22 protein-coding genes are annotated in these 21,601 nt (G+C 69.1%); 15 read left to right on the top strand and 7 right to left on the bottom strand.

The features are described 5' to 3' along the window. Positions 1–31 precede the first annotated feature (31 nt). From ACRSBM_RS24550 to ACRSBM_RS24525, 6 genes are read left to right on the top strand one after another with little or no spacing between them, the layout of a single operon-like run. Complete coding sequence (locus ACRSBM_RS24550; RefSeq protein ID WP_434446398.1) at positions 32–1,330, top strand: ABC transporter substrate-binding protein; 1,299 nt, start codon at positions 32–34, stop codon at positions 1,328–1,330. Continuing rightward, on the top strand, positions 1,327–2,202 hold the full coding sequence (locus tag ACRSBM_RS24545) for a carbohydrate ABC transporter permease (RefSeq protein ID WP_434446396.1): 876 nt from the start codon (positions 1,327–1,329) through the stop codon (positions 2,200–2,202). Before ACRSBM_RS24550 ends, ACRSBM_RS24545 begins: the two co-directional genes overlap by 4 nt. Next, on the top strand, positions 2,202–3,035 hold the full coding sequence (locus ACRSBM_RS24540) for a carbohydrate ABC transporter permease (protein WP_434446394.1): 834 nt from the start codon (positions 2,202–2,204) through the stop codon (positions 3,033–3,035). Before ACRSBM_RS24545 ends, ACRSBM_RS24540 begins: the two co-directional genes overlap by 1 nt. Next, positions 3,032–3,982 (top strand): hydroxyacid dehydrogenase, encoded by a 951-nt coding sequence (locus ACRSBM_RS24535; protein ID WP_434446392.1) that lies wholly within the window; start codon positions 3,032–3,034, stop codon positions 3,980–3,982. Before ACRSBM_RS24540 ends, ACRSBM_RS24535 begins: the two co-directional genes overlap by 4 nt. Next, entirely contained in the window at positions 3,979–5,652 is a 1,674-nt protein-coding gene (locus ACRSBM_RS24530; RefSeq protein ID WP_434446390.1) for a DUF2264 domain-containing protein, read from the top strand. Before ACRSBM_RS24535 ends, ACRSBM_RS24530 begins: the two co-directional genes overlap by 4 nt. Positions 5,653–5,692: 40 nt before the next feature. Further along, entirely contained in the window at positions 5,693–6,175 is a 483-nt protein-coding gene (locus tag ACRSBM_RS24525) for a hypothetical protein (protein WP_434446388.1), read from the top strand. Positions 6,176–6,205: 30 nt separating this feature from the next. Here ACRSBM_RS24525 and ACRSBM_RS24520 read toward each other — a convergent pair whose 3' ends face one another. The 3 genes from ACRSBM_RS24520 to ACRSBM_RS24510 all read right to left on the bottom strand — a co-directional run bounded on the left by ACRSBM_RS24520 (position 6,206) and on the right by ACRSBM_RS24510 (position 8,260). Continuing rightward, on the bottom strand, positions 6,206–6,586 hold the full coding sequence (locus ACRSBM_RS24520; RefSeq protein WP_434446386.1) for a class I SAM-dependent methyltransferase: 381 nt from the start codon (positions 6,584–6,586) through the stop codon (positions 6,206–6,208). A 51-nt stretch (positions 6,587–6,637) separates the two neighbouring features. Continuing rightward, complete coding sequence (locus ACRSBM_RS24515; RefSeq protein ID WP_434446384.1) at positions 6,638–7,045, bottom strand: VOC family protein; 408 nt, start codon at positions 7,043–7,045, stop codon at positions 6,638–6,640. 69 nt (positions 7,046–7,114) lie between these two features. Then, positions 7,115–8,260 (bottom strand): acyl-CoA dehydrogenase family protein, encoded by a 1,146-nt coding sequence (locus ACRSBM_RS24510; RefSeq protein WP_434446383.1) that lies wholly within the window; start codon positions 8,258–8,260, stop codon positions 7,115–7,117. A 94-nt stretch (positions 8,261–8,354) separates the two neighbouring features. Between ACRSBM_RS24510 and ACRSBM_RS24505 the strand changes: the two genes are divergently transcribed. Together ACRSBM_RS24505 and ACRSBM_RS24500 are read left to right on the top strand one after the other, a co-directional pair. Continuing rightward, entirely contained in the window at positions 8,355–9,014 is a 660-nt protein-coding gene (locus ACRSBM_RS24505) for a winged helix-turn-helix transcriptional regulator (RefSeq protein WP_434446381.1), read from the top strand. Between the two features lie 108 nt (positions 9,015–9,122). Beyond that, positions 9,123–9,560, top strand: coding sequence for a hypothetical protein (locus tag ACRSBM_RS24500; RefSeq protein WP_434446379.1), 438 nt, complete (start codon positions 9,123–9,125; stop codon positions 9,558–9,560). A gap of 296 nt (positions 9,561–9,856) precedes the next feature. On the opposite strand, the gene ACRSBM_RS24495 is transcribed toward ACRSBM_RS24500, so the two are convergent. Beyond that, positions 9,857–10,231: a PH domain-containing protein gene (locus ACRSBM_RS24495; protein ID WP_434446378.1), complete on the bottom strand. Its 375-nt coding sequence runs from the start codon at positions 10,229–10,231 to the stop codon at positions 9,857–9,859. A gap of 83 nt (positions 10,232–10,314) precedes the next feature. Between ACRSBM_RS24495 and ACRSBM_RS24490 the strand changes: the two genes are divergently transcribed. Then, positions 10,315–10,842 carry an SgcJ/EcaC family oxidoreductase gene (locus tag ACRSBM_RS24490; RefSeq protein WP_434446376.1) on the top strand — a complete coding sequence of 176 codons (528 nt, stop codon included), beginning with the start codon at positions 10,315–10,317 and terminating at the stop codon, positions 10,840–10,842. Here the strand turns inward: ACRSBM_RS24490 and ACRSBM_RS24485 are convergent. Genes ACRSBM_RS24485 through ACRSBM_RS24475 form a run of 3 tightly spaced genes read right to left on the bottom strand, consistent with a single transcriptional unit; the run spans position 10,799 to position 13,227 of the window. Further along, positions 10,799–12,067, bottom strand: coding sequence for a HAMP domain-containing sensor histidine kinase (locus tag ACRSBM_RS24485; protein ID WP_434446374.1), 1,269 nt, complete (start codon positions 12,065–12,067; stop codon positions 10,799–10,801). The genes ACRSBM_RS24490 and ACRSBM_RS24485 overlap by 44 nt on opposite strands. Then, positions 12,064–12,714, bottom strand: a complete 651-nt coding sequence (locus tag ACRSBM_RS24480; RefSeq protein WP_434446373.1) for a response regulator transcription factor — start codon at positions 12,712–12,714, stop codon at positions 12,064–12,066. The genes ACRSBM_RS24485 and ACRSBM_RS24480 overlap by 4 nt, the downstream gene beginning before the upstream one ends. A gap of 9 nt (positions 12,715–12,723) precedes the next feature. After that, entirely contained in the window at positions 12,724–13,227 is a 504-nt protein-coding gene (locus tag ACRSBM_RS24475; protein WP_434446371.1) for a DUF6886 family protein, read from the bottom strand. 19 nt (positions 13,228–13,246) lie between these two features. Here ACRSBM_RS24475 and ACRSBM_RS24470 point away from each other — a divergent pair, with 19 nt between their 5' ends. The 6 genes from ACRSBM_RS24470 to ACRSBM_RS24445 all read left to right on the top strand — a co-directional run bounded on the left by ACRSBM_RS24470 (position 13,247) and on the right by ACRSBM_RS24445 (position 21,573). After that, positions 13,247–14,269 (top strand): hypothetical protein, encoded by a 1,023-nt coding sequence (locus ACRSBM_RS24470; RefSeq protein ID WP_434446369.1) that lies wholly within the window; start codon positions 13,247–13,249, stop codon positions 14,267–14,269. 485 nt (positions 14,270–14,754) lie between these two features. Further along, positions 14,755–15,732 (top strand): ABC transporter permease, encoded by a 978-nt coding sequence (locus ACRSBM_RS24465; RefSeq protein ID WP_434446368.1) that lies wholly within the window; start codon positions 14,755–14,757, stop codon positions 15,730–15,732. A 16-nt stretch (positions 15,733–15,748) separates the two neighbouring features. Next, on the top strand, positions 15,749–16,726 hold the full coding sequence (locus ACRSBM_RS24460; RefSeq protein WP_434446366.1) for an ABC transporter permease: 978 nt from the start codon (positions 15,749–15,751) through the stop codon (positions 16,724–16,726). Beyond that, entirely contained in the window at positions 16,726–18,849 is a 2,124-nt protein-coding gene (locus ACRSBM_RS24455) for an ABC transporter ATP-binding protein (protein WP_434446364.1), read from the top strand. The genes ACRSBM_RS24460 and ACRSBM_RS24455 overlap by 1 nt, the downstream gene beginning before the upstream one ends. An 80-nt stretch (positions 18,850–18,929) precedes the next feature. Continuing rightward, on the top strand, positions 18,930–20,624 hold the full coding sequence (locus ACRSBM_RS24450; RefSeq protein WP_434446362.1) for an ABC transporter substrate-binding protein: 1,695 nt from the start codon (positions 18,930–18,932) through the stop codon (positions 20,622–20,624). A gap of 70 nt (positions 20,625–20,694) precedes the next feature. Next, positions 20,695–21,573 (top strand): hypothetical protein, encoded by an 879-nt coding sequence (locus ACRSBM_RS24445; RefSeq protein ID WP_434446360.1) that lies wholly within the window; start codon positions 20,695–20,697, stop codon positions 21,571–21,573. Positions 21,574–21,601: the final 28 nt, after the last annotated feature.

The following is a 21,601-nucleotide window of genomic DNA, read 5'->3' as shown; positions in this document are numbered from 1 at the left end:
ACAAAGCGATCAGTCGATCAGGATACGATCCATGCGCCTGAGTCGTCGCACACTCCTCGCGGCGGGCCTCACGGCACCATTGGCGGCCTGCTCCACTCCGCAACGCCGCGGTGCCGGAGGTCCGGTAGAGATCACGTTCTGGTCGGCCCTGCGCGGTAGCCAGCAGGTAGTCGACGCGTTCAACTCCTCGCAGAACCGCATCCGGGTGGTCTTCCAGCAGATCCCCTCCGGTGGGCAGGGCGGGTACGCCAAGCTCAGCAACGCGGCTCGTGCGGGCAACGCGCCGGATGTCGCCACGATCGAGTACCCGCAGGTCCCGGGGTACGCGATCGACGGCGTCGCCCGTGACATCACCGACCTCGTGACCGACCGCGTCAAGCAGAAGCTCCTGCCGCAGGCGCTCAAGCTCACGACGTTCGACAACCGGGTGTTCAGCGTCCCCCTCGACATCGAGCCGATGGTCCTGCACTACCGGGCCGACCTGTTCCAGGCCAACGGCTTCGAGATCCCGACGACGTGGGACGAGTTCGCCGAGCTCGCCCGCACCGTCCACACGAGACTCCCGGACCAGAAGCTCACGATCTTCCCGACCGACGGCGCCATGCAGTTCGCCTGCTATGCCTGGCAGGCGGGCGCCAAGTGGTTCGACACCAGCGGCGGCAAGTGGCGCGTGTCCCTCGCCGACGAACCCACCCGGAAGGTCGCCGCCTACTGGCAGCAGCTGATCGACGAGGACCTCGTGTTCCGCAACGCGTCCGACAGCAAGCAGCACGACGCCCAGGTCGGCCAGGACCGCGTCCTCACCAGGCTGAGCGGCGCCTGGGACGCGGGCGCGCAGATGCGGGCGAGGCCCGCGCAGAAGGGCAAGTGGCGCATCGCCCCCATGCCGATCTGGGACGAGCAGGTGGTCGGCACGCACGGCGGTTCGACGTTCGCGATCACCAAGGACACCCGGCAGCCCGAAGCGGCCATGGAGTTCATCGAGTGGCAGTGCACGCACCCGGACGCGCTGACCGCCCGCCTCAAGAGCGGCACCAGCAGCCAGTACCCGGTCGCGCCCGGCCTCGTCGACGCCGGTGCCAGGGCATTTCCCGGCGAGTACTACGGCGGCCAGGACATCTACGGGCTCTTCCGGCAGGAGGCGGACAAGATCCGCGACGGCTGGGTGTGGGGACCGCGGATGACCGCCACCCAGAAGGTCATGCAGGACGGGTTCGCGAGGGCCGGTGCCGGTGAGGGCACGTTGATCGACGCGGTGCGCGAGGCCCAGAGAGGCACCATGCCGGACCTCAAGGCGCTCGGTCTGTCCACAGAGGAGGGTGCGCGGTGAAGAACAAGCTCGCCTGCGCCCTGCTGATGGCGCCGTTCTTCGTCCTGCTCGTCACGGTCTTCCTGGTGCCGACCGGCACCGCGGTCTGGCTCAGCTTCTTCGCCGCCGACCAGCCGGGACTGGGCTTCGGCCCAGAACGCACGGTCTTCGTCGGCCTGCGCAGCTACGGCGCCGTGCTCAGCGACCCGACGTTCCTCAACGGCCTCGGCACGGTGGTCCTGTACTGCCTGCTCTACATCCCGCTGATGGTCGCCGGCGCGCTGACGCTGGCGTTGCTGCTGGACTCCGGCGTGGCGAAGCTGCGCAGCTGGGCGCAGATGAGCCTCTACCTGCCGCACGCCGTGCCGGGCATCATCGCAGCGCTGATCTGGCTCTACCTCTACACGCCGGGGCTGAGCCCGATCATCGACCTGTTCGCCAAGGCCGACATCGAGATCAACTTCCTCGGCATCCACACCGTCCTGCCATCGATCGTGAACATCGCCCTGTGGAGCAACCTCGGCTACAACATGGTGATCTTCTACGCCGCACTGCAGGCCGTGCCGCGCGAGGTCCTGGAGGCCTCGGTGGTCGACGGCGCCGGCCCGGTCAAGCAGGCCCTGCGGATCAAGGCGCCGCTGGTGCGTGGCGCGATCGTCACGGTCGGCATCTTCACGCTCATCTGGGCGCTGCAGCTGTTCACCGAACCCGTGCTGCTCAGCCAGTCCACGCCGATGATCAGCGCCCGGTTCTCGCCGAGCATGTACATCTACGACGCCGCCTTCACCCGCAACAACTACGGCCTCGCCGCGGCCGCGTCCGTGATCCTGCTGGTCTTCACGGTCGCGCTGTCCTACGGCGTCACCCGCTGGACGAACAGGAAGGCCGCCTGATGACCCTCCTCGGCCGGACCACGGTCAACGTCGTCGTCGGCGTGTCGGTCCTCTACACCCTGCTGCCGGTGCTGTGGCTGCTGCTCGCGGCCACCAAGAACGTCGACGCGCTGTTCGAGAGCGATCTGCTGTCGCTGAGCAACTTCTCGTTCGTCGAGAACGTCAAGGACCTCTTCGCGATGGACAAGGGCCTGTACGGGCGCTGGTACGTCAACAGCCTGCTGTACGCGGTGATCGGCGCCGCGACCAGCGCGTTCGTCTCGATCGCCGCGGGCTACGCGTTCGCCAAGTACTCGTTCCGCCACAAGGAGAAGCTCTTCGGCCTGGTGCTCGCGGCGGTCATGGTGCCGCAGACCGTCCTGGCGCTGCCGCTCTACCTGATGGCGTCCGAGGCGGGCTTGGTGAACACGTTCTGGGCGGTGTTCATCCCGGCGCTGTTCAACCCGTTCGGCGTGTACCTCGGCCGGATCTTCGCCCAGGGTTACGTGCCCGACGAGGTGCTGGAGGCCGCCCGCATCGACGGTGCCGGCGACCTCGCCACCTACTTCAAGGTCGCGTTGCGGATGCTGGGGCCGGGCATGGTCACGTTGTTCCTGTTCCAGCTCACGACGATCTGGAACAACTTCTTCCTGCCCATGGTGATGCTGTCCGACCAGAAGCTGTACCCGGTCAGCCTCGGCCTCTACCAGTGGAACAGCTCGGCCACGGTGTCTCCCGAGTACTACCCGGTGGTGATCATGGGATCTCTCTTCGCGGTGCTGCCGCTGATCCTCGCGTTCATGTTGCTGCAACGGTTCTGGAAGGCCGGCATGACCGCGGGAGCCGTCAAGTGAGGGCCGCGGGCGTGATGTCGGCGGAAGCCGCCGCCGCCGTCCTCACGCCCGTGCTCGACGACCTCAGGTCGATCTGTGAGTTCACCGGGGTCACCCAGGACCTCGGTGAGGTGCCGGACGTCGACCTGCTCGTCACCGGGTGGGGCTGCCCGCCGATCACGGCGGAGGTGCTCGCGAGACTGCCCCGCCTCAGGGCGATCGTGCACACCGCCGGGTCGGTCAAGGGCTTCGTCACCGACGCCTGCTGGGAGCGCGGCATCGCGGTGTCGTCGGCAGCGCAGGCCAACGCGCTGCCGGTCGCCGAGTACACCGTCGCGATGATCCTGCTGAGCGGCAAACGCGTCCTCGAACGCGCCCGCGAGTACCGTGAGACCAAGCGGATGTCGGTGTACGGGATCCCCGGCTCCGTCGGCAACTTCGGTGCCACGGTCGGGATCCTGTCCGCGTCGCTGATCGGCCGGCGGGTGGTCGAGCTGCTGCGGCCCTACGATTTCCAGGTGCTGGTGCACGACCCGTTCGTGACCGAAGTGGACGGTGCCGAGTCCGTGGGCCTCACCGAGCTGTTCGAGCGCAGCGACGTGGTCAGCGTGCACACGCCGTTGCTGCCGGAGACGAGGGGACTGGTGAGCCGCACGCTGCTGAAGTCGCTCAGGGACGACGCCGTGCTGATCAACACCGCGCGCGGTGCCGTCGTCGACCAGGACGCGCTCGCCGCCGAGGCGGGCCGCATCCGGGCGGTGCTCGACGTGACCGACCCCGAGGTGCTGCCGCCGGACCACCCGCTGTGGCGCAACGACAACGTCCTCATCACGCCCCACCTCGCGGGGTCGCAGGGCAACGAGTGGGGCCGCCTGGGCCGCCACGCCCTCGCGGAGGTCCGCAGGTGGGCCGCGGGGGAGCCGTTCCAGACGCCGGTGCCGGCCGAACGAAGGGAGCACATCGCGTGAGCCACAGCCGCGAACAGTGGGTGGAGACGGCGGACGGGCTGCTCGGCGCAGCCTGGCGCCACGCCTCGCCGGACCAGGCGTTCCTCGACCTGCCCGGCAGGCCGTCACGCAGCGGAGTGCGGTCGGACGGCCTGGAGGGCTACGCGCGGACGTTCCTCGCGGCCGCGTTCCGCACCGCGCACGGCGACGACCCGCACAACTGGCTGGAGCGCTACGCCGCCGGGCTCGTCGCGGGCACGGCCGGCCAGTGGCCCGCGATCTTCGACGTCGGCCAGCCCATGGTCGAGTCGGCCTCCGTGGCCCTCGGCCTGCGCCTCACCAAGCCGTGGCTGTGGGACAAGCTCTCCGGTCCCCAGCAGGACCGCGCGGAGGCGTGGTTGCGCGAGGCGCTGAGGCACGTCCCGGCGGCGAACAACTGGTACTTCTTTCCGTACACCGTGGCGTCCTTCCTGGAGGCGGCCGGGCGCGGTGACGACGAGACCCGCCAAGCCAAACACCGGGCCATGGAGCTCCTGCGAGGCTGGTACCGCGGCGACGGCTGGTACTCCGACGGCGACGGCCGCGCGTTCGACCACTACAACGGCTGGGCGCTGCACCTCTACCCGGCACTGGACGCGCACCTCAACGGCGAACCGATCACCACGCACCTCAGGGAGCACCTGGAGAGCTTCCCCCTGCTGTTCGGGGCGGACGGCGCCCCGGTCTACTTCGGACGGTCGCTGACCTACCGGTTCGCCGCGTCGGCCGCGATCGCCCTCGGCGCGGTCACCGGCGAGACACCGTTGCGCCCCGGCCACTCCCGGCACCTCATCGGCACCACGCTCCAGTACTTCCTGGACCGCGGCGCACTCACGGACGGCCTGCTCAGCCTCGGCTGGCACGGCCAGCACGAGGCGAGCCTGCAGCCCTACTCCGGACCTGCCTCGCCCTACTGGGCGTCCAAGGCGTTCGTCTGCCTGCTCGCTGGACCAGACCATCCACTGTGGACTTCGCCGGAGGAGAGCGACGACTTCGACCGGACGCTCGCGTTGCCAGGGCCGGGTTTCCTGATCCAGCGGCACCACGGCGTGACCAGGCTGCACAACCACGGCAGCGACCACGTGCGGCCGTTCGAGGGCGAGTACGCGACCGAGGACGACCCGCTCTACAGCCGTTTCGCCTACTCGACCTCCAGCGGCCCGACGTCGAAGCACAACGTCCCCGACAACCACATCAGCCTCGTGATCAGGGGCGAGCGCAGCGTGCGCCGCAGGATCCACCCGCTGGGCGCGCGGGACAACTGGGCCGCGTCGTGGCACCGCCCGGTCTTCGACGCGAACCAGCCGATGGTGCCGGGCCTGCGCGTCGAGAGCGTCACAGCCGTCTGGGACGACCAGGAGCTGCGCATCCACCGCGTGATCGGCGCACCGCCCGGCACGAGGGCCGAGCTCACCGGCTGGGCCACCGACCTGCCGTCCGCGCTCGTCGGGGTCCGCGGCTGGACGGGCGCCGAACAGCGGACCGCGCCCCAGGGCACGGCCTTCACCACCACCGCGAGCGTCCGGACGCTGACAGCGGACGTCGAAGGCACGGTGACGCTCGCGGCGGTCGCGGTCCTGGGCGGCACGGTCGCGGAAGCGGACTGGGACGCCCGCGTCGACGAGGTCCTGAAGGCGACGCTCGACGCCTGAGCGGGGTAACGCGGCGGCGCCGGGGTCGCGATGTAGGGGTGTGCGCATCACCGTTCTCGCCGCCGCCGCGTTCCTGCTCGCCGCCTGCACCTCGACGCCGGAGGCGGCCCCGTCCCAGGTGCCGCAGGCCCCGACGACTGTCGAGCAGCCCGCCGGCAACGGCCCGAACTGCGCCAACGCCAACTCCTCCGTCGTCGGCAAGGCGCTCGGGCTGCGGCTGCAGGGCCAGCGGGAGAGCGTCGAGAAGGCTGTCACGACCTGCACGTACGTGGGCGCGGGCATGCCGGTCGAGGTGCGGTTCACCACGAACGCGACCGCGGCGACGTTCGCCCAGGGCCGGCCCGAGAAGGCCAAGGCCATCGAGGGCTTCCACGACGAGGCCTACGAGGCCACGGCAGGCGGTGCGGAGACGGCCCAGCACACGATCGCCGCGCGGAAGGGCAAGACGCAGATCGAGGTCGTGTCGCCCGCGGGCGTCGAGCCGTCGAAGAAGCTGATCAACGACCTGTTCGGCCGGGTCTGAGCACCTTGCCCTGCGGTGCCGGCGAGGTGCTCAGACCGGCACGTCGAAGAACGAGAGCACGCGCGCACCGGGAGCGAGCCACGGCCGCACCAACGAGTGCGCCCGCTCGGGATCGCGGTGGAACAACCCGACCCGCACCGCGAAGACCAGGTCGAACCGCCGGTCGCCGAGGTTCATGTCCTCCAGCGACGCGATCAGGAACTCGGCCTTGCCCGACGCCACGTACTCGGCGTTGCGGCGGGTCGCGGCCTCGACCATCTTCGTGGAGCGGTCGATGGCGGTGAGCGTGCCGGTGGACAGCAGCCGGCACACCATGGCGGCGGCCACGCCCTGGCCGCAGCCGATCTCCAGCACGCGATCGCCGGGCCGGACCGCGAGTTGCCCGACCACACCCCGCAGACGCTCGCTCATGGTCCACATGATGCGTCAGCGCGGCGGGCAGGGCTACTCCCGCCGCACGTGTCAGCCCAGACCGCCCAGGTTGACCATCCAGTTGACGCCGAACCTGTCGACGAGGTCGCCGTACTCGTCGCCCCACATCTGCTTCTCCAGCGGCGTCCCGACCTTGCCGCCCTCGGCGAGCTTGCCGAAGTACTCGCGCAGCACCTCCTCGTCGCCGGACAGCGACACCGTGATGCTGGAGCCCGGCCGATACTCCATGCCGGGAGGCGTGTCGGCGGCCATGATCGTGTAGCCGAGCTCGGTCTCCAGCTGCGCGTGCATGATCTGGTCGGCCTGCGGCGTGTCCTGCATGCCGTACTCGCCGAAGGTGTTCATCTTCAGCTCGCCGCCGAAGATCGAGTGGTAGAACTCCATCGCCTGGCGGGCCTGGCCGTCGAAGCTGATGTACGGGTTGAGGCGTGTGGCCACCGGAATCGCTCCTTCGCGAGAAGTCGGGCCCGAATCCTCGCAAACCCTTGCCAGGCCTACAACTTGAACTTACTCCGTGACTCCGGGGTCACCCTGCGCGACCTTGCCCGCGTACAGGAGTGTGGCTTCCGGGGTGAGCGGGTGGAACGTTCCCGCGCGCACGTCGCGGTAGGCGCGCTCCAGCGGTGAGCGCTTGAAGAACGACCGTCCTCCCAGGACCTCCATCGCGATGTTCACGACCTCCACCGCCTCCACGACGGCCTGGCGCTTCGCCAGCATCACCGTGGTGAGCGACTCGGCGCCGGCCGTGTAGTCGTCGCCGAGCTCCTCGATCGAGCCCATCAGCGACCACCACGCGGTGCGCAGCTTGTAGTCCATCAACCCGATCTGCCGCACGGCGTTCTTCGACGTCGACCGCACGGCCACGTCCCGCGCACCGGCGGCGATGCCGAAGTACGTGGCCCCGCACACCGGGCCGAAATGCACGACGGCGGCGAACAGTGGCACGCCGAACTCCCCGTACGGCCGGCGCGCCGCGATCTTCCCGGCGGCGACGAACACGTCCTCCAGCACCACGTCGTGGCTGGCCGTGCCACGCATGCCGAGCGTGTCCCAGGTTTCCTCGATGCGCACGCCTTCGGCGTCCAGCGGCGCGCTGAAGTGCAGCACCTCCTCGCCGAGCACGGCCGAGGTGGCGACGACGTTCGCGCGCGGCGACTGACTGCAGAACGTCTTGCGCCCGGACACCAGGAACCCGCCGTCCACGGGCGTCGCCGTGGTCGTGGGCCACAGCCAGTCCGACCCGCCGCTGGTCGCGATGACCAGGCCTTCCGCGGCCACCCGCCGCAGCACGCCCTCCGCGTCCGGCGCGCCCTTGCGTCTGCGGTAGCCCTGCATCAGCGTCAGGTACAGGTGCATGGTGACGGCCAGCGCGGTGGCGCCGTCGTGCCGCGCGAGTTCAGCCTGCGCGTAGCAGACCTGGCGCATCGTGGCGCCGAGCCCGCCCAGTTCCTCGGGTACGGCCAACGCCAGGTAGCCCTCCTCGCGCATCGCCTCGTACGCCTCGCTCACGAACGTCGCGTCGCGGTCATGCTCGGACGCGTGTTTCGCCGCGATGGCGCCGATGCGGGCCGCCATCTCCACGAACTTGGCGTCGTCGTCTCTGGTGACCGTCGGGAACGTGCCGGTCACCCGGGGTGTCTCAAGTGTTGTCATGCGACGAACGTAAGAACGGGCGAGCCCCGCGGGTAGTTCTGAAAGTGAACCGGACGGTGGTAACGAAACGTCCGCCGCGACGGAGACTTCCCCTGTGAGGACCTACGCGCAGTACTGCCCGATCGTCCGCGCCGTCGAGGTGCTGGGCGACCGGTGGACGTTGCTGATCGTGCGGGACATGCTCATCGGTGCCACGCGCTTCAACGAGATCTCCCGCGGCCTGCCGGGACTCTCGCGCGCCCTGCTGTCCCGGCGCCTGCGGCAGCTGGTGAACGCCGGTCTGGTGCGGCGCACCGGTGACGGCTACGCGCTGACCGAGGCGGGGCACGACCTGCGGCCACTGGTGTTCGGCCTCGCCGACTGGGGCGCCCGGTACGCGTTCGGCGACCCGCGCGCCGACGAGCTCGACCCCGAGGTGCTGATGTGGTGGATGCACGGCCGCATCGACACCGGCTCGCTGAGCCGCCGCGCGACCATCGAGGTCCGGGTCAACGACCGCCGCCGCACGTTCTGGCTCGTCGTCGAACCCGGTGACGCCTCGATCTGCTACACCGACCCCGGCCTGGAGGTCGACGCCGTGCTGGCGTCCGACATCGCCACCCTCTACCGGATGTGGGAGGGCGAGGTCGAGCTGCTCGACGCGGTGCGCGCGGGCACGATCGAGCTGACCGGCCAGCGCTGGGTCGTGCGCGGCCTGCCGGAGTGGCTGAAGCTCAGCCCGGTCGCCGAGCACGTGCGCGCCGCAAGGGTCTGACCTGCGCGAACAAAGTTTTCGAAGATTTTCTGGGTCGTCGTGTCGATCCGCACCGGTGCCCGTTCGACGCATCAGTGGAAGGACACGACAGCCCAGGAGGAACCCGAGATGACCGCCACGATCGCCACCCCCGCCGCCACCGCCCGCAAGTCCGCCGCCGCCCGCCACGCGACGCTCGTGACCCGCGTGCTGACCGGCCTGCTGTTCACCGTGACCGGCCTGAACGGGTTCCTGAACTTCATGCCCGCACCGGATCCGAGCACGATGGCGCCCGCCGGAGTCGCGTTCACCACCGCGCTCTACGCCACCGGCTACATGCTCCAGCTCGCCTCGGGTGTCCAGGTCGTCGCCGGTGTCCTGCTGCTCGCCGGCCGGTTCGTGCCGCTGGCGCTGGCGATCCTCGCGCCGATGGTCGTGAACATCTTCCTGATCCACCTCTTCCTGGAGCCGGCCGGCATGGGCATGGCGATCGCCGTGGTCGCCGCCGAGATCGGCCTCGCGTGGGCGTACCGCGACAAGTTCCGCCCGATGTTGCAGGCTCGCTAGACCGCGCAAGCGAAATCCCCCGCAGGCACCTTGCCCGCGGGGGATTTTTCGTTGTGCGACAAGGTTTTTCGTCGTGATCTGTCGAAACCGGCGGTGCTGGTTCGACGTATCTGTGAGAGCGAAATCCTTGGAAGGGAACGGAAATGTCCACCACCCGCTGCGCCACCGCCGTCCTGCGAGTGCTGGTCCGCAGCCGGATCGCGCCCGCTCTCCTGACGGTGCTGGACCTCCTGCTGGACACGAGCCACGTCGTCACCGCGATCGTCCTGGCGCTGACCGAGGTCGCCGTGGCCCTTCTACCGGACGTAAGCCGCCAGCAGCGCCTGCACCTCGTAGACGTCGACACCCTTGCCGAACTGCTTGGAGATCGGCACGTCACTGCTGGAGACCCAGATCTTCAGCTCGGCGTCGAGGTCGAAATGGCCGGCCGTCTCGACTGAGAACTGCGTGATCGCCTTGTACGGCACCGAGTGGTACTCGACCTTCTTGCCCGTCATGCCCTGCTTGTCGACCAGGATCAGCCGCCGGTCGGTGAACAGGAACGAGTCGCGCACCAGCTGGTACGCCGCGTGGATCTGCTCCCCGTGCGACAGCAGCCGCCCGAACTCCTTCGCGGCGTCCCGCGGGTCGAGCTTCGACGCGTTCCCCATCATCCCGCTGAGAAGTCCCATGGGTCCACGTTTACCAGGCTTTCCGCGACCTTGTCCCGGTGTTGTGCCTCTCCTGTCCGAACGCTTCCCTGCCTACCCCGAAAGTGGACCTCAACAGCCACTCGATCGGGGAGAACGACACGATGCGCAAGTACCTCACCGGAGCCGCCGGACTGGCGGGAGTCACCGCCCTCCTCGTTGGTTGTTCCAGTGCCCCAGCGCAAACGGCCACGAGTTCGGAGGTCGCTCCGGCAGCGGACCAGATCAAGGCGCTGTTCGCCGACTGGAACGCCTCCCTCGCAACGGGGGACGCCCAGAAGGTGGCCGACCACTACGCTCCGAACGCGGTCCTGCTGCCCACGATGTCGAACCAGGTGCGGTCCACCCGCGCCGAGATCGTCGACTACTTCGTGCACTTCCTGCAGGGCAAGCCGAGCGGGGAGATCCTGGACTCGCACGTCGCCGTCCTCGACGCCGACGACGCGATCGACGCGGGCACCTACCGGTTCGCGCTCACCAGGGACGGCAGGCCGGCGACCGTGGACGCCCGCTACACGTTCGTCTACGAGAAGCTCGACGGGAGGTGGCTCATCGTGAACCACCACTCGTCGGCGATGCCGGAGCAAGCCTGATCCGCACGCACAGCCCGCCGGTGGATGCGGCCTCCAGCGACACCGTGCCGCCGTCGTCGGTGACGAGCTGCTTGACGATCGCGAGGCCGAGGCCCGACCCGCCCTTGCCGGTCAGGCCCTGACCGCGCCAGAACCGGTCGAACGCCCGCAGGCGGTCGGCTTCCGGCAGGCCGGGACCGGAGTCGATGACCTCCACCAGACCGGGCCGCGTGGTGCGGACGAGGATAGTGGCGCCGTCGGGGGACACCTCCAGCGCGTTGGACAGCACGTTGTCCAGCACCTGTTCGAGGTGTCCCGGCGTCGCGAGCACCCGGATGTCGAACCCCTCGCTGACGAGCGAGATGGAGCGTTCGTCGGCGGCGGCCCGCCACGCGGTGAACCGTTCGGCGACGACGTCGAGCACCTGCACGGGTTCGGGGTGGGCGACGTCGGCCTCGGCGCGGGCCAGCGCCAGCAACCCGTTGACCAGCCGCGACATCCGCACGACCTCGGCCGCCGCCATCTCGACGTCCTCGCGGACCAGCGGGTCGTCGACGCCGTCGGCCACGTTGTCGAGCGACAGCCGCAACGCGGTCAGCGGGGTGCGCAGCTGGTGCGAGGCGTCGCCGATGAACGCCCGCTGCGAGCCGACCAGCGTGCCGATCGTCTCGGTGGCCGTGTTCAACGTCCGTGCGAGCGTGCGGGTCTCGGGTGGCCCGGTCTCCGCGGCCCGCGCGGTCAGGTCGCCGTCGCGCAGCCGTCCCGCCATCGCGTTCAGCTCCCGCAACGGCCGGGTGAGCCGCCGCGCCAGCCACAGCCCCAGCAACGCCGCCGCGACGAGCACCCCGACGGCGAGCGCGGCCCGGAAACCCCAGATCTGCCACAGCCGCTCGGTGATGGGACCGTCCGGGTAGGACAGCCGGATCGCACCGGCCACGGTGCCGTCGGGGCGCTTGGCGGCGACGGTGAGCTTCAGGCCCTCGGAGTCCCAGACCTTGCCCTCCGGCTCCGGGCCGAGGACGTCGATCTGGCCCAGCGTCTGCCGTTCGTAGGCGTCGACGAGCGCGCTCAACGACCGTGAGTCGCCCGACGCGAGCAGCAGCGCCGCGGTCTCGGCCTCGCGGCGCGCGGTGTTCTCCGCGTCGCCGTAGAGCTGTTGGTTGAGCGTGAACGCCACCGGCACCGTGAACGCCGCGATCGCCACGGCGACCAGCAACACGTAGCTCCAGACGAGCCGGCGGATCACAGGAGCACCAACCGGAATCCCACACCGCGCACGGTCTCCAGCGAGGCCGCGTCACCGAGCTTGCGGCGCAGCACCCCCACGTGCACGTCCAGCGTCTTGGTGGGGCCGAACCAGTTCTCGTCCCACACCGCCTCCATGATCTGCTCGCGGGTGAACACCGCGCCGGGCTCCTCGGCGAGGAACGCCAGCAGGTCGAACTCCTTCGGCGTCAGCTCCACCTCGGCACCGTCGAGGCGCACCCGCCGGCCGCGCCGGTCGATGCGCAGCCGTCCCTGCGCCTCCGGTTCGCGCGGGCCGGGCTGTGTGCGTCTGAGGACCGCTCGCATCCGTGCGACGACCTCGCGCACCCCGAACGGTTTGGTGACGTAGTCGTCGGCGCCGATCTCCAGCCCCACCACCCGGTCGACCTCGTCGGACCGCGCGCTGATCACGATGATCGGCACGTCCCCGCGCGCCCGCAGCTCCCGGCAGACGTCCAGGCCGTCCATGTCGGGCAGCCCGAGGTCGACGAGCACCAGGGCGAAGTCGCCCGCCGTCAGCGCCTCGGCGCCCGTGCGCACCCACCGGACCTCGAACCCGTAGCGGGACAGCCCACGCGTCAGCGATTCCGCGATCGGCTCGTCGTCCTCCACCAGCAGCACCCGCATGGGCGCCGATCATTCCACCGACCGCGGCAGGGCGTTGCGCAGCCGGATCCCGCTGAACGTGAGCGGACCGGCCACGATCTCGTCCCAGAACGGCCACAGGTTGGGCAGCAGACGCAGTTCGATGCCTGCCTGTTCGTGCGACGCGAGCAGGTCGCCGACGCGTTCGGCGGGCCCCAGCGGTGTCACCGGTTGGGTGGCGACGTGCGAGTGGCCGCCGCCTTCGCCCTCCTCGCCGAACGGCCGGAACGGCGCCGCGTCGAACCGGTACGCGTACAGCTCGACGGTCCGCATCCGCTCCAGCCACCCGTACTCGACCGCGTGCACCCTGGCCGTTCCGGAGATCACCAGCACCCGCGGGCACTGCCGGGGGAACCAGTAGTCGGGCGAACGGTGTGCGTCCACCGCCCACACGTACTCACCGGGCTGCCGCGCCGTCGCCGCGAGGTGCGGGACGAACCGGGTGATCGACGGATCCTCGGAGAAGTGCATGACCTGACCGGGTTCGGGGCGCATGTGGTCGATACTGGCCCGCATGCGGAGGCTGACGCTCGCGGTTTTGCTGGTCCTCACCGGTTGCTCCTCAGGCGGCGCCGACAACGCCGTCGGCTTCACCGCCGTGGACCTCGCGGCCACCCCGGAAGCGTTGGCCGCGCACGGCGACACGCTGGTGATCGGCACCCGCGCGCCCGACCACCCGGAGCTCCTCACGCGCACCAAGGACGGCGTGCTGACCAACGCCAGGCTGAGCCCGGCGACGCCGTACGGCAAGGAAGCGCACTGGTACGGCATCACCTCCGACGGCACGACGATCACCGGTGTCGGCGGCGAGCGCGGCGGCGCGCACGGCAACGTCCGGTGGAGCACCTGGACCGGTGACGCCCGCGCGGTCACCGAGGAACCGCAGGCCTTCAGCACGTTCGGCGGCTACGGCGCGGGCGAGCTGATCGGACCGGTGCGCACCGCGCGCGGCCCGGTGGTCATCGGCACCTGGCAGAGCGCCAAGGCGGGCCTCGACATCGCCGCCTGGACCTACGACTCCGGCACCTGGACCCGTCAGCCGTCCGCCGGCACCGTCCTCGAGAGCTCGCAGGAGCTGCTGCGCTTTCCGCTCGCCGTCACGCCGGACGGCGACGGCGCGCTCGTCGTCGGCTGGCAGATCGCGAAGGGCGAGGTGAGCGCGGCCGTCTGGCGGTTCGACGGCTCGACCTGGACCACCGCGACCCTCCCGGACGGTGACGCCGCGCTGGCCGCCCGCTGCTGGGACGGCACGTGCCACGTCGTGGGCCGCGCCGGGGGCAAGCTCGCCTGGTGGTCGGGACCGGACTGGAAGAAGCTCGCCACGCCGGACGTCCCGGTCGGCGACAACCAGGCCCTGGCCGCACCGGTTCCGATCGACGGCACGCCCACGGTGCTGGTGGATCACGGCGGCGTGCAGCTGGTGTCCGGAAAGGACGAACGCCCCGCCGACGGCCCGTCCGGCGAGGTGACGGCGGTGGAGAAGGCGGGCGATCAGGTCTTCGTGATCGCGGGCGGCCGGTTGTGGCGCCTCGGTTAGGACCGCCCAAGCCAACCGGACCCGTTTGCTGTGACGTGGCTCACGCCGTTCGGTCCAGTCGTCGCTGAGCCGCTCGGGCGTCCGGCCTGCTCCGCATCGATGCAGTAACCGTGCAGATTCGAACTGTTCCTCTGCGTGATGCCCGGTTTAGGATCACATTGCGCTGCTTGTCCCACGACTTCCGGTCATTGCATTCACCCGGATGCGGCATGTCGATCCCTGGCGGGACAGAACTTCACGGTGAATACAGCGATCCGGACGCACAATGGTCACGCTTGGACACACAATTCGCCGGAGTCAACTGTTGATGTGGCTGTTCCGCCGACCTTTTCACCACGCATGGGCGACTATGGCCCGGTCAGTGGGCCCCGCGCAATGGTGGGGGTGGGCAGCGGTCCGCCGGAACGGCGGTTAATCTCTGGCAACTCGTCCACTGCAATCCAGTGCGCCGACGTCGCAACCACCGGGGAGAGGACTGAACACGGGTGGCCGGATTTCTGTTGCGGCGGTTGGTCAACTACGTGGTGCTCGCCCTAGTGGCGACGTTCCTCGCGTTCACGTTGGCCTCCGCCACCTTTGACCCGATCGGGGTGTTGCAGCAACGCAACCCACCGCCGCCGGCGGCATCGATCGAGGCGAAGAAACGAGACCTCCACCTCGACCAGCCGATCCCGCAGCGGTTCGTCACCTGGATGGGCGGGGTGGTGCAGGGCGACTTCGGTCGCACCATCGCCGACCGCCCGATCACCGACGAGCTCGGCCGGCGCATCGGCGTGAGTCTGAGGCTGTTCCTGCTCGGCATCACGATCGGCATCCTGTTCGGCGTGCTGCTCGGCGTGGTGAGCGCGATCAGGCAGTACAAGTTCAGCGACTACTTCGCGACCCTGTTCAGCTTCATACTGCTGTCCACACCGGTGTTCGTGCTGGGCACGCTGCTGAAGATGGGTGCCCAGGGCATCAACGACTCGATCGGCTCGAACGTGCTGATCTTCGTCGGTGAGACCACACCGGGGTTCCAGGGCAACTGGTTCGAGCACCTCGGCGACCGGCTGCAGCACCTGATCGTCCCGACGCTCACGATCGCGCTGGGCCAGATCGCCTACTACAGCCGCTACCAGCGCTCGTCGATGCTCGACGTGCTGGGCAGCGACTTCCTGCGCACCGCCCAGGCCAAGGGCCTCACCCGCCGCAAGGCGCTGTTCAAGCACGGCCTGCGCACCGCGCTGATCCCGATGGCGACCCTGTTCGCGTTCGGTTTCGGCCTGCTCGTCGTCGGTGGCACGTTCACCGAGCGGATCTTCGGCTGGTTCGGCATGGGTGACTGGCTCGTCACCGGCATCTCGGCGCAGGACACGAACATCACCGCCACGGTGACGCTCTTCGTCGCGGTGTGCGTGCTGTTCTCCGGCTGGCTCGCCGACGTGCTGTACGCCGCGCTCGACCCCCGAATCCGCGTGAACTAGGCAAGGTGACGACGACGTGACCGTGATCCTCAACGAGGGCGACTCCGCGGGAACCACCGGCGCCGCCTCCGGTAGCCCCGTCGACGCGGCGCCCGAACCGGGCAAGGCGATGACGCGCGGCAGGCTCGTGCTCATCCGCTTCATGCGCAACAAGCTGGCGCTGGTCGGCTTGGTGGTCATCATCGGGATGTACCTGATGGCGTTCGTGGGCCCGCTGCTGTCGCAGTGGAGCTACGACGAGCAGGACTACTCGGCGTTCCTCGAGCCGCCCTACTCCGAGCACATCTTCGGCACCGACAAGATCGGTACCGACATGTTCGCGCTGACGATGCGCGGACTGCAGAAGTCGTTGATCATCGGCTTGCTCGTGGCGCTGATCTCGACCACTGTGGCCGCGATCGTCGGCGCGGCCGCCGGCTACTTCCTCGGTGTCGCCGACAAGGCGCTCATGTGGGTCGTCGACCTGCTGCTGGTGCTGCCGTCGTTCCTGATCATCGCGATCCTCAGCCCGTGGTTCCGCGGCAAGTCGTGGTTCCTGCTGGTGCTGATGCTCGCGGCGTTCCAATGGATGATCACCGCGCGCATCGTGCGCGGCATGACGCTGACGCTGAAGGAACGCGAGTTCGTGAAGGCGGCCAAGTTCATGGGCCAGCCGGCGCGCAAGATCATCGCCAAGCACATCGTGCCGAACATGGCGTCGCTGCTCATCATCGACGCGACCATCAACGTCGGTTCCGCCGTGCTCGCCGAGACGGGCCTGAGCTACTTCGGGTTCGGCGTCCAGTCGCCCGACGTCTCGCTCGGCACCCTGATCGGACTCAACGCCGAGTCCGCGACGACCTTCCCGTGGCTGTTCCTGTTCCCGGCGGGCTTCCTCGTCGTGTTCGTGCTGGCGGTGAACTGGGTCGGCGACGGGCTTCGCGACGCGCTCGACCCCACCTCCACGCGCGTGCGCCGCAAGGAGAAGAAGGACACCAAGGAGAAGGCCGCCTGATGACCACCTCGGAGATCCTGTTCGACTCGCCGGCCGACCCGGTCGTCGAGGGACCGGTGCTGCAGGTCGAGGACCTTCACGTGTCCTTCCCCAGCGAGGCGGGTCGCGTGCGGGCCGTGCGCGGCCTGAGCTACCAGGTCTCGCCCGGCGAGGTCCTCGGCATCGTGGGCGAGTCGGGCTCCGGCAAGTCCGTGTCGTCGCTCGCGGTCATGGGCCTGCTGCCGTCCTCGGCGCGCATCACCGGTTCCATCAAGTTCCAGGGCCGTGAGCTCATCGGCCAGAACGACAGCGAGCTGTCGAAGATCCGCGGCCGGCGCATCTCGATGGTGTTCCAGGACCCGCTGTCCGCGCTGACGCCGGTCTACACCGTCGGCGACCAGATCGCCGAGGCGGTCCTGGTGCACCGCAAGGTGTCCAAGCAGGCGGCCGCGAAGCGCGCGGTCGAGCTGCTCGACCTCGTCGGCATCCCGAACGCCGTCGAGCGCGCCAAGGCGTTCCCGCACGAGTTCTCCGGCGGCATGCGGCAGCGCGCGGTGATCGCGATGGCGATCGCCAACGACCCCGACCTGATCATCGCCGACGAGCCGACCACCGCGCTCGACGTGACGGTGCAGGCGCAGGTGCTGCAGCTGCTCGAGACCGCGCAGGAGGTCACCGGCGCGGGCATCGTGATCATCACCCACGACCTCGGCGTCGTCGCCGGGTTCGCCGACCGGCTGATGGTCATGTACGCGGGCCGGGCCGTCGAGACCGGTCAGGTCGACGACATCTACCAGCAGCCGCGCATGCCGTACACGCTCGGCCTGCTCGGCTCGATCCCGCGACTCGACGTCAGCGAGAAGCAGGCGCTGGTGCCGATCAAGGGCCAGCCGCCGTCGCTCACGGACCTGCCTCCCGGCTGCCCGTTCGCGCCGCGCTGCCCGATGGTCGTCGACGCCTGCCACACCGCCGAGCCACCGCTGTTCGACGTGGACGGCTCGGACGAGCACCGCGCCGCGTGCATCCGCACCAACGAGATCGCCGCGACCGACGCCGAGGGCGCCGAGGCCGCGGTGGAGATCTTCGGTGCCGAGGTGGCCGACGACCCCGAGGTCGCGAAGATCCCGCGTGAGCAGCGCGAGATCGTGCTGGAGCTCGACCACCTCGTCAAGGAGTACCCGGTCAACAAGGGCGTGGTGTTCAAGCGCCGCGTCGGCACCGTGCACGCGGTGGCGGGCATCTCGTTCGACATCCGCGAGGGCGAGACCCTCGGCCTGGTGGGCGAGTCGGGCTGCGGCAAGACCACGACGCTGATGGAGATCCTTAACCTCCAGAAGCCCATGGGTGGCGAGATCTCCGTGCTCGGCACGAAGTCGTCCGAAGTGGACAGCAAGCGCCGCTTCGCGATCCGCCGCGACATGTCCGTGGTCTTCCAGGACCCGATGGCCTCGCTCGACCCGCGGCTGACGATCAACGACTGCATCGCCGAGCCGATGCAGGTGCACGGGTATTCCAAGGACGAGATCAACCGCCGCGTGCCGGAGCTCATGCGGCTCGTGGGCCTGCGTCCCGAGCAGCTCTCGCGCTACCCCGGCGAGTTCTCCGGCGGTCAGCGCCAGCGCATCGGCATCGCCAGGGCGCTCGCGCTCGAACCGAAGCTCGTCGTGCTGGACGAGCCGGTGTCGGCGCTCGACGTCTCCATCCAGGCGGGTGTCATCAACCTGCTGGAGGAGCTCAAGTCCAAGCTGGGCCTGGCGTACCTGTTCGTGGCACACGACCTGTCGGTGGTGCGCCACATCGCGGACCGGGTGGCCGTGATGTACCTCGGCAAGATCATCGAGATCGGCGAGGTGGACTCGGTGTTCGACGCGCCGCGCCACCCGTACACGCAGGCGCTGCTCTCGGCGATCCCGATCCCCGACCCGATCAAGGAGCGCCAGCGGGAGAGGATCCTGCTGACCGGCGACCTGCCGAGCCCGGCGAACCCGCCGTCCGGCTGCCGGTTCCGCACCCGGTGCTTCCTGCACGCGTCGCTGCCGCCCGAGAAGCAGCGCACGTGCATCGAGGTGGAGCCACCGCGCGAGGTCCAGGCACCCGATCACGAGGCCGCCTGCCACTTCGCCCAGATCCGTCAGGTCCTCTGATGCATCCGTCGCCTCAGAAGACCTACGAAGGAACAGTGTCCCCGGCAACTGGTGTCCGGGCACGAGGGAGGTTCACGACAGTGAGTCGACGTACCACGGTGGGAGTGTCCGCGCTGGCCGCGGTCGTCCTCACGCTTACCGCGTGTGGGGGGCCCAGCAACAGCAACTCCAACTCCGGGCTCAAGGGCGCGGACAACACGATCGGCCAGGCGGACATCAACCCGCAGGACGCGTCCAAGGTCAAGGACGGCGGCGAGTTCCGCTGGCCGGTCGACCAGTTGCCGGACAACTGGAACTACAACCAGCTCGACGGCACCAACGCCGACGGCCGGCGCATGATCGACACGTTGATGCCGAACCTGTACCGGCAGAAGCCCGACGCGACGATCGAGGTCAACAAGGACTACCTCGACGAGGCGAAGATCGCCTCCACCGACCCGCAGGTCCTCGAGTTCAAGATCAACCCGAAGGCCAAGTGGTCGGACGGCACCGCGCTGTCGTGGCAGGACTTCGAGGCGATGTGGAAGTCCCTCAACGGCACCGACAAGACCTTCGAGGTCGCCAGCACCACCGGCTACGAGGACATCGAGAAGGTCGAGAAGGGCGCGACCGACCAGGACGTCAAGATCACCTTCAAGAAGAAGTTCGCCGAGTGGAAGGGCATGTTCTCGCCCCTCTACCCGAAGGCGATGTCCTCGGTGGTCGAGGAGTTCAACAAGGGCTGGGCCGACGCCCCGAAGATCACCGCCGGTCCGTTCAAGATCGGCACGATCGACCGCACCGCCAAGCTCGTGACGGTCGTGCAGGACCCGGCCTGGTGGGGTGAGAAGCCGAAGCTGGAGAAGATCACGTTCCGCCAGGTCGACCGTCCCGCGCTCGCGGACGCGCTCGCCAACGGCCAGATCGACTTCTTCGACATCGGCTCGAGCGTCGACAACTACACGCGCGCCCAGTCGATGCAGGGTGTGACGATCCGCCAGGCGATCACGCCGGACTACTCGCACATCACCTTCAACGGTGCGGAATCCTCGATCCTCAAGGACCCGAAGCTCCGCGTCGCGCTGATGAAGGGCATCGACACCAAGGTCATCAGCAAGGCGCTGCTCGGCCAGATGCTGAAGGGTGACGCGCAGGTCACGGGTAACCACTTCTTCCTGCTGGGTTCCGCGGGCTACAAGGACAACTCGGCCGTCGCCGCGTTCGACAAGGAAGCCGCGAAGAAGCAGCTCGACGAGCTGGGCTGGAAGCTCGAGGGCGAGACCCGCAAGAAGGACGGCAAGGAGCTCGTCGTCCGGTACGTCATCCCGACGCCGAACCCGATCTCCGACCAGATCGCGAAGCTCGTGCAGTCGCAGCTGAAGGAGATCGGCGCCAAGCTCGACATCCAGGCGGTGCCATCGACGGACTTCTTCAAGCAGTACGTCAACGTCGGCAACTTCGACATGACCGGCTTCCGCTGGCTGGCCTCGGCCCTGCCGATCTCGGACAGCAAGGGCATCTACTCCCTGGACCCGGCCAGCACCAACCAGAACTACGGCCGGATCGGCTCCGAAGAGGTCAACAAGCTGCTCGAGCAGGCGGTCAGTGAGCTCGACGACGCCAAGCGTCTCGAGATCGCCAACGAGGCCGACAAGAAGATCTGGGAGCTGGGCCACCAGCTGCCGCTCTACCAGCTGCCCGGCGCGGTCGCGGTGAAGAGCAACGTCGCCAACTTCGGCGCCGTCGCGTACGCGAACCGTCCGTACGACTACATCCACATGGGCTTCACCGAGTGATATGTAGTTAGCTGTCGAACGGCCCGGCGGGTCTTTCCGCCGGGCCGTTTCATTCTGTTTGGAGCTTCTCGTGTTGCGTTCCCGGGTTCGCGCGCTGCGTCATGGTGTTCTCGCCACGGCGATCGTGCTGGTCGTCTGCTTCGTGGTCGCGCTGTTCTCCTGGCTGTCCTATTCGGACGGCCGGAACGCGCTGTCGTCCATGACGTCTCGAGATGTCGGTTCGGTCGCCTCGTTCGCCGACGGTGCGGTCGAGGTGCGGTGGCCGTCGGGGACGGCACGCGTTCCGTACGAGGGCGGCGCGCGGCTCGTGGGGCGGCAGACGCAGGTGGCGTTCGACCCCGCGGATCCCTCGCGTGCCGTGATTCCCGGCTCGGACCTGTTCCTGGAGACCGACCGGGCGCTGGGCGGCGTGACGTTCTCCGCCGCGGTGGCCCTGCTGGTGGTGCTCGCCGGCGCGGTGCGGGTCCTGCTGGCCGTCCGTCTGGCGAAGTCCTCCGCCGTCACGGTGCCGGTGCGGCGGATCCGGCTGCAGTCCGGGCTGATGGTGCGGTCGTGGCTGGAGATCGAGGGTCCCACCGAGCGCTGGCTGCCCGTGTACTACGACCCGGTGCTCGTGACGCTGCCGTCGCCGGTGCCGGCCGAGCTGCGCGGCGGGCGCGTCGCCGTGGTGGACGGAGTGACGCTCTACCCGTCCGGCAAGGTCGTGACGAAGCACCCCCGCGGCCGCCGTCTGGACAACCCAGCACAGCCCGATCCCGAGACGCGGGCGCCCCGCGGCCTGCTCGCCCAGCTGCGGGTCGACGCGGTGTTCATGGTGCCCGCGCCGTTCGTCGGCATGTTCTGGGCCTACCTCGACGACAGCGGGTTCACGGGCTGGATCACGGCCACGGTGATCGCCGCCGTGCTGGGCCTGTGGTGGGGCGCGTTCCGGGGTTCCGACCCGTCGTAATGCTTGCCGTTCGGTGAGCGACCTCATC

Source organism: Lentzea xerophila (assembly GCF_051094245.1).
GTDB lineage: Bacteria > Actinomycetota > Actinomycetes > Mycobacteriales > Pseudonocardiaceae > Lentzea > Lentzea xerophila.
This window is presented reverse-complemented; position numbering and strand designations above follow the sequence as displayed.

Coding starts and splice junctions, on each gene's coding strand:
- ACRSBM_RS24550 (WP_434446398.1), top strand. CDS start 32: ATGCGCCTGAGTCGTCGCACACTCCTCGCGGCGGGCCTCACGGCACCA.
- ACRSBM_RS24540 (WP_434446394.1), top strand. CDS start 2,202: ATGACCCTCCTCGGCCGGACCACGGTCAACGTCGTCGTCGGCGTGTCG.
- ACRSBM_RS24520 (WP_434446386.1), bottom strand. CDS start 6,586: ATGAGCGAGCGTCTGCGGGGTGTGGTCGGGCAACTCGCGGTCCGGCCC.
- ACRSBM_RS24510 (WP_434446383.1), bottom strand. CDS start 8,260: ATGACAACACTTGAGACACCCCGGGTGACCGGCACGTTCCCGACGGTC.
- ACRSBM_RS24500 (WP_434446379.1), top strand. CDS start 9,123: ATGACCGCCACGATCGCCACCCCCGCCGCCACCGCCCGCAAGTCCGCC.
- ACRSBM_RS24495 (WP_434446378.1), bottom strand. CDS start 10,231: ATGGGACTTCTCAGCGGGATGATGGGGAACGCGTCGAAGCTCGACCCG.
- ACRSBM_RS24480 (WP_434446373.1), bottom strand. CDS start 12,714: ATGCGGGTGCTGCTGGTGGAGGACGACGAGCCGATCGCGGAATCGCTG.
- ACRSBM_RS24475 (WP_434446371.1), bottom strand. CDS start 13,227: ATGCGCCCCGAACCCGGTCAGGTCATGCACTTCTCCGAGGATCCGTCG.
- ACRSBM_RS24470 (WP_434446369.1), top strand. CDS start 13,247: ATGCGGAGGCTGACGCTCGCGGTTTTGCTGGTCCTCACCGGTTGCTCC.
- ACRSBM_RS24455 (WP_434446364.1), top strand. CDS start 16,726: ATGACCACCTCGGAGATCCTGTTCGACTCGCCGGCCGACCCGGTCGTC.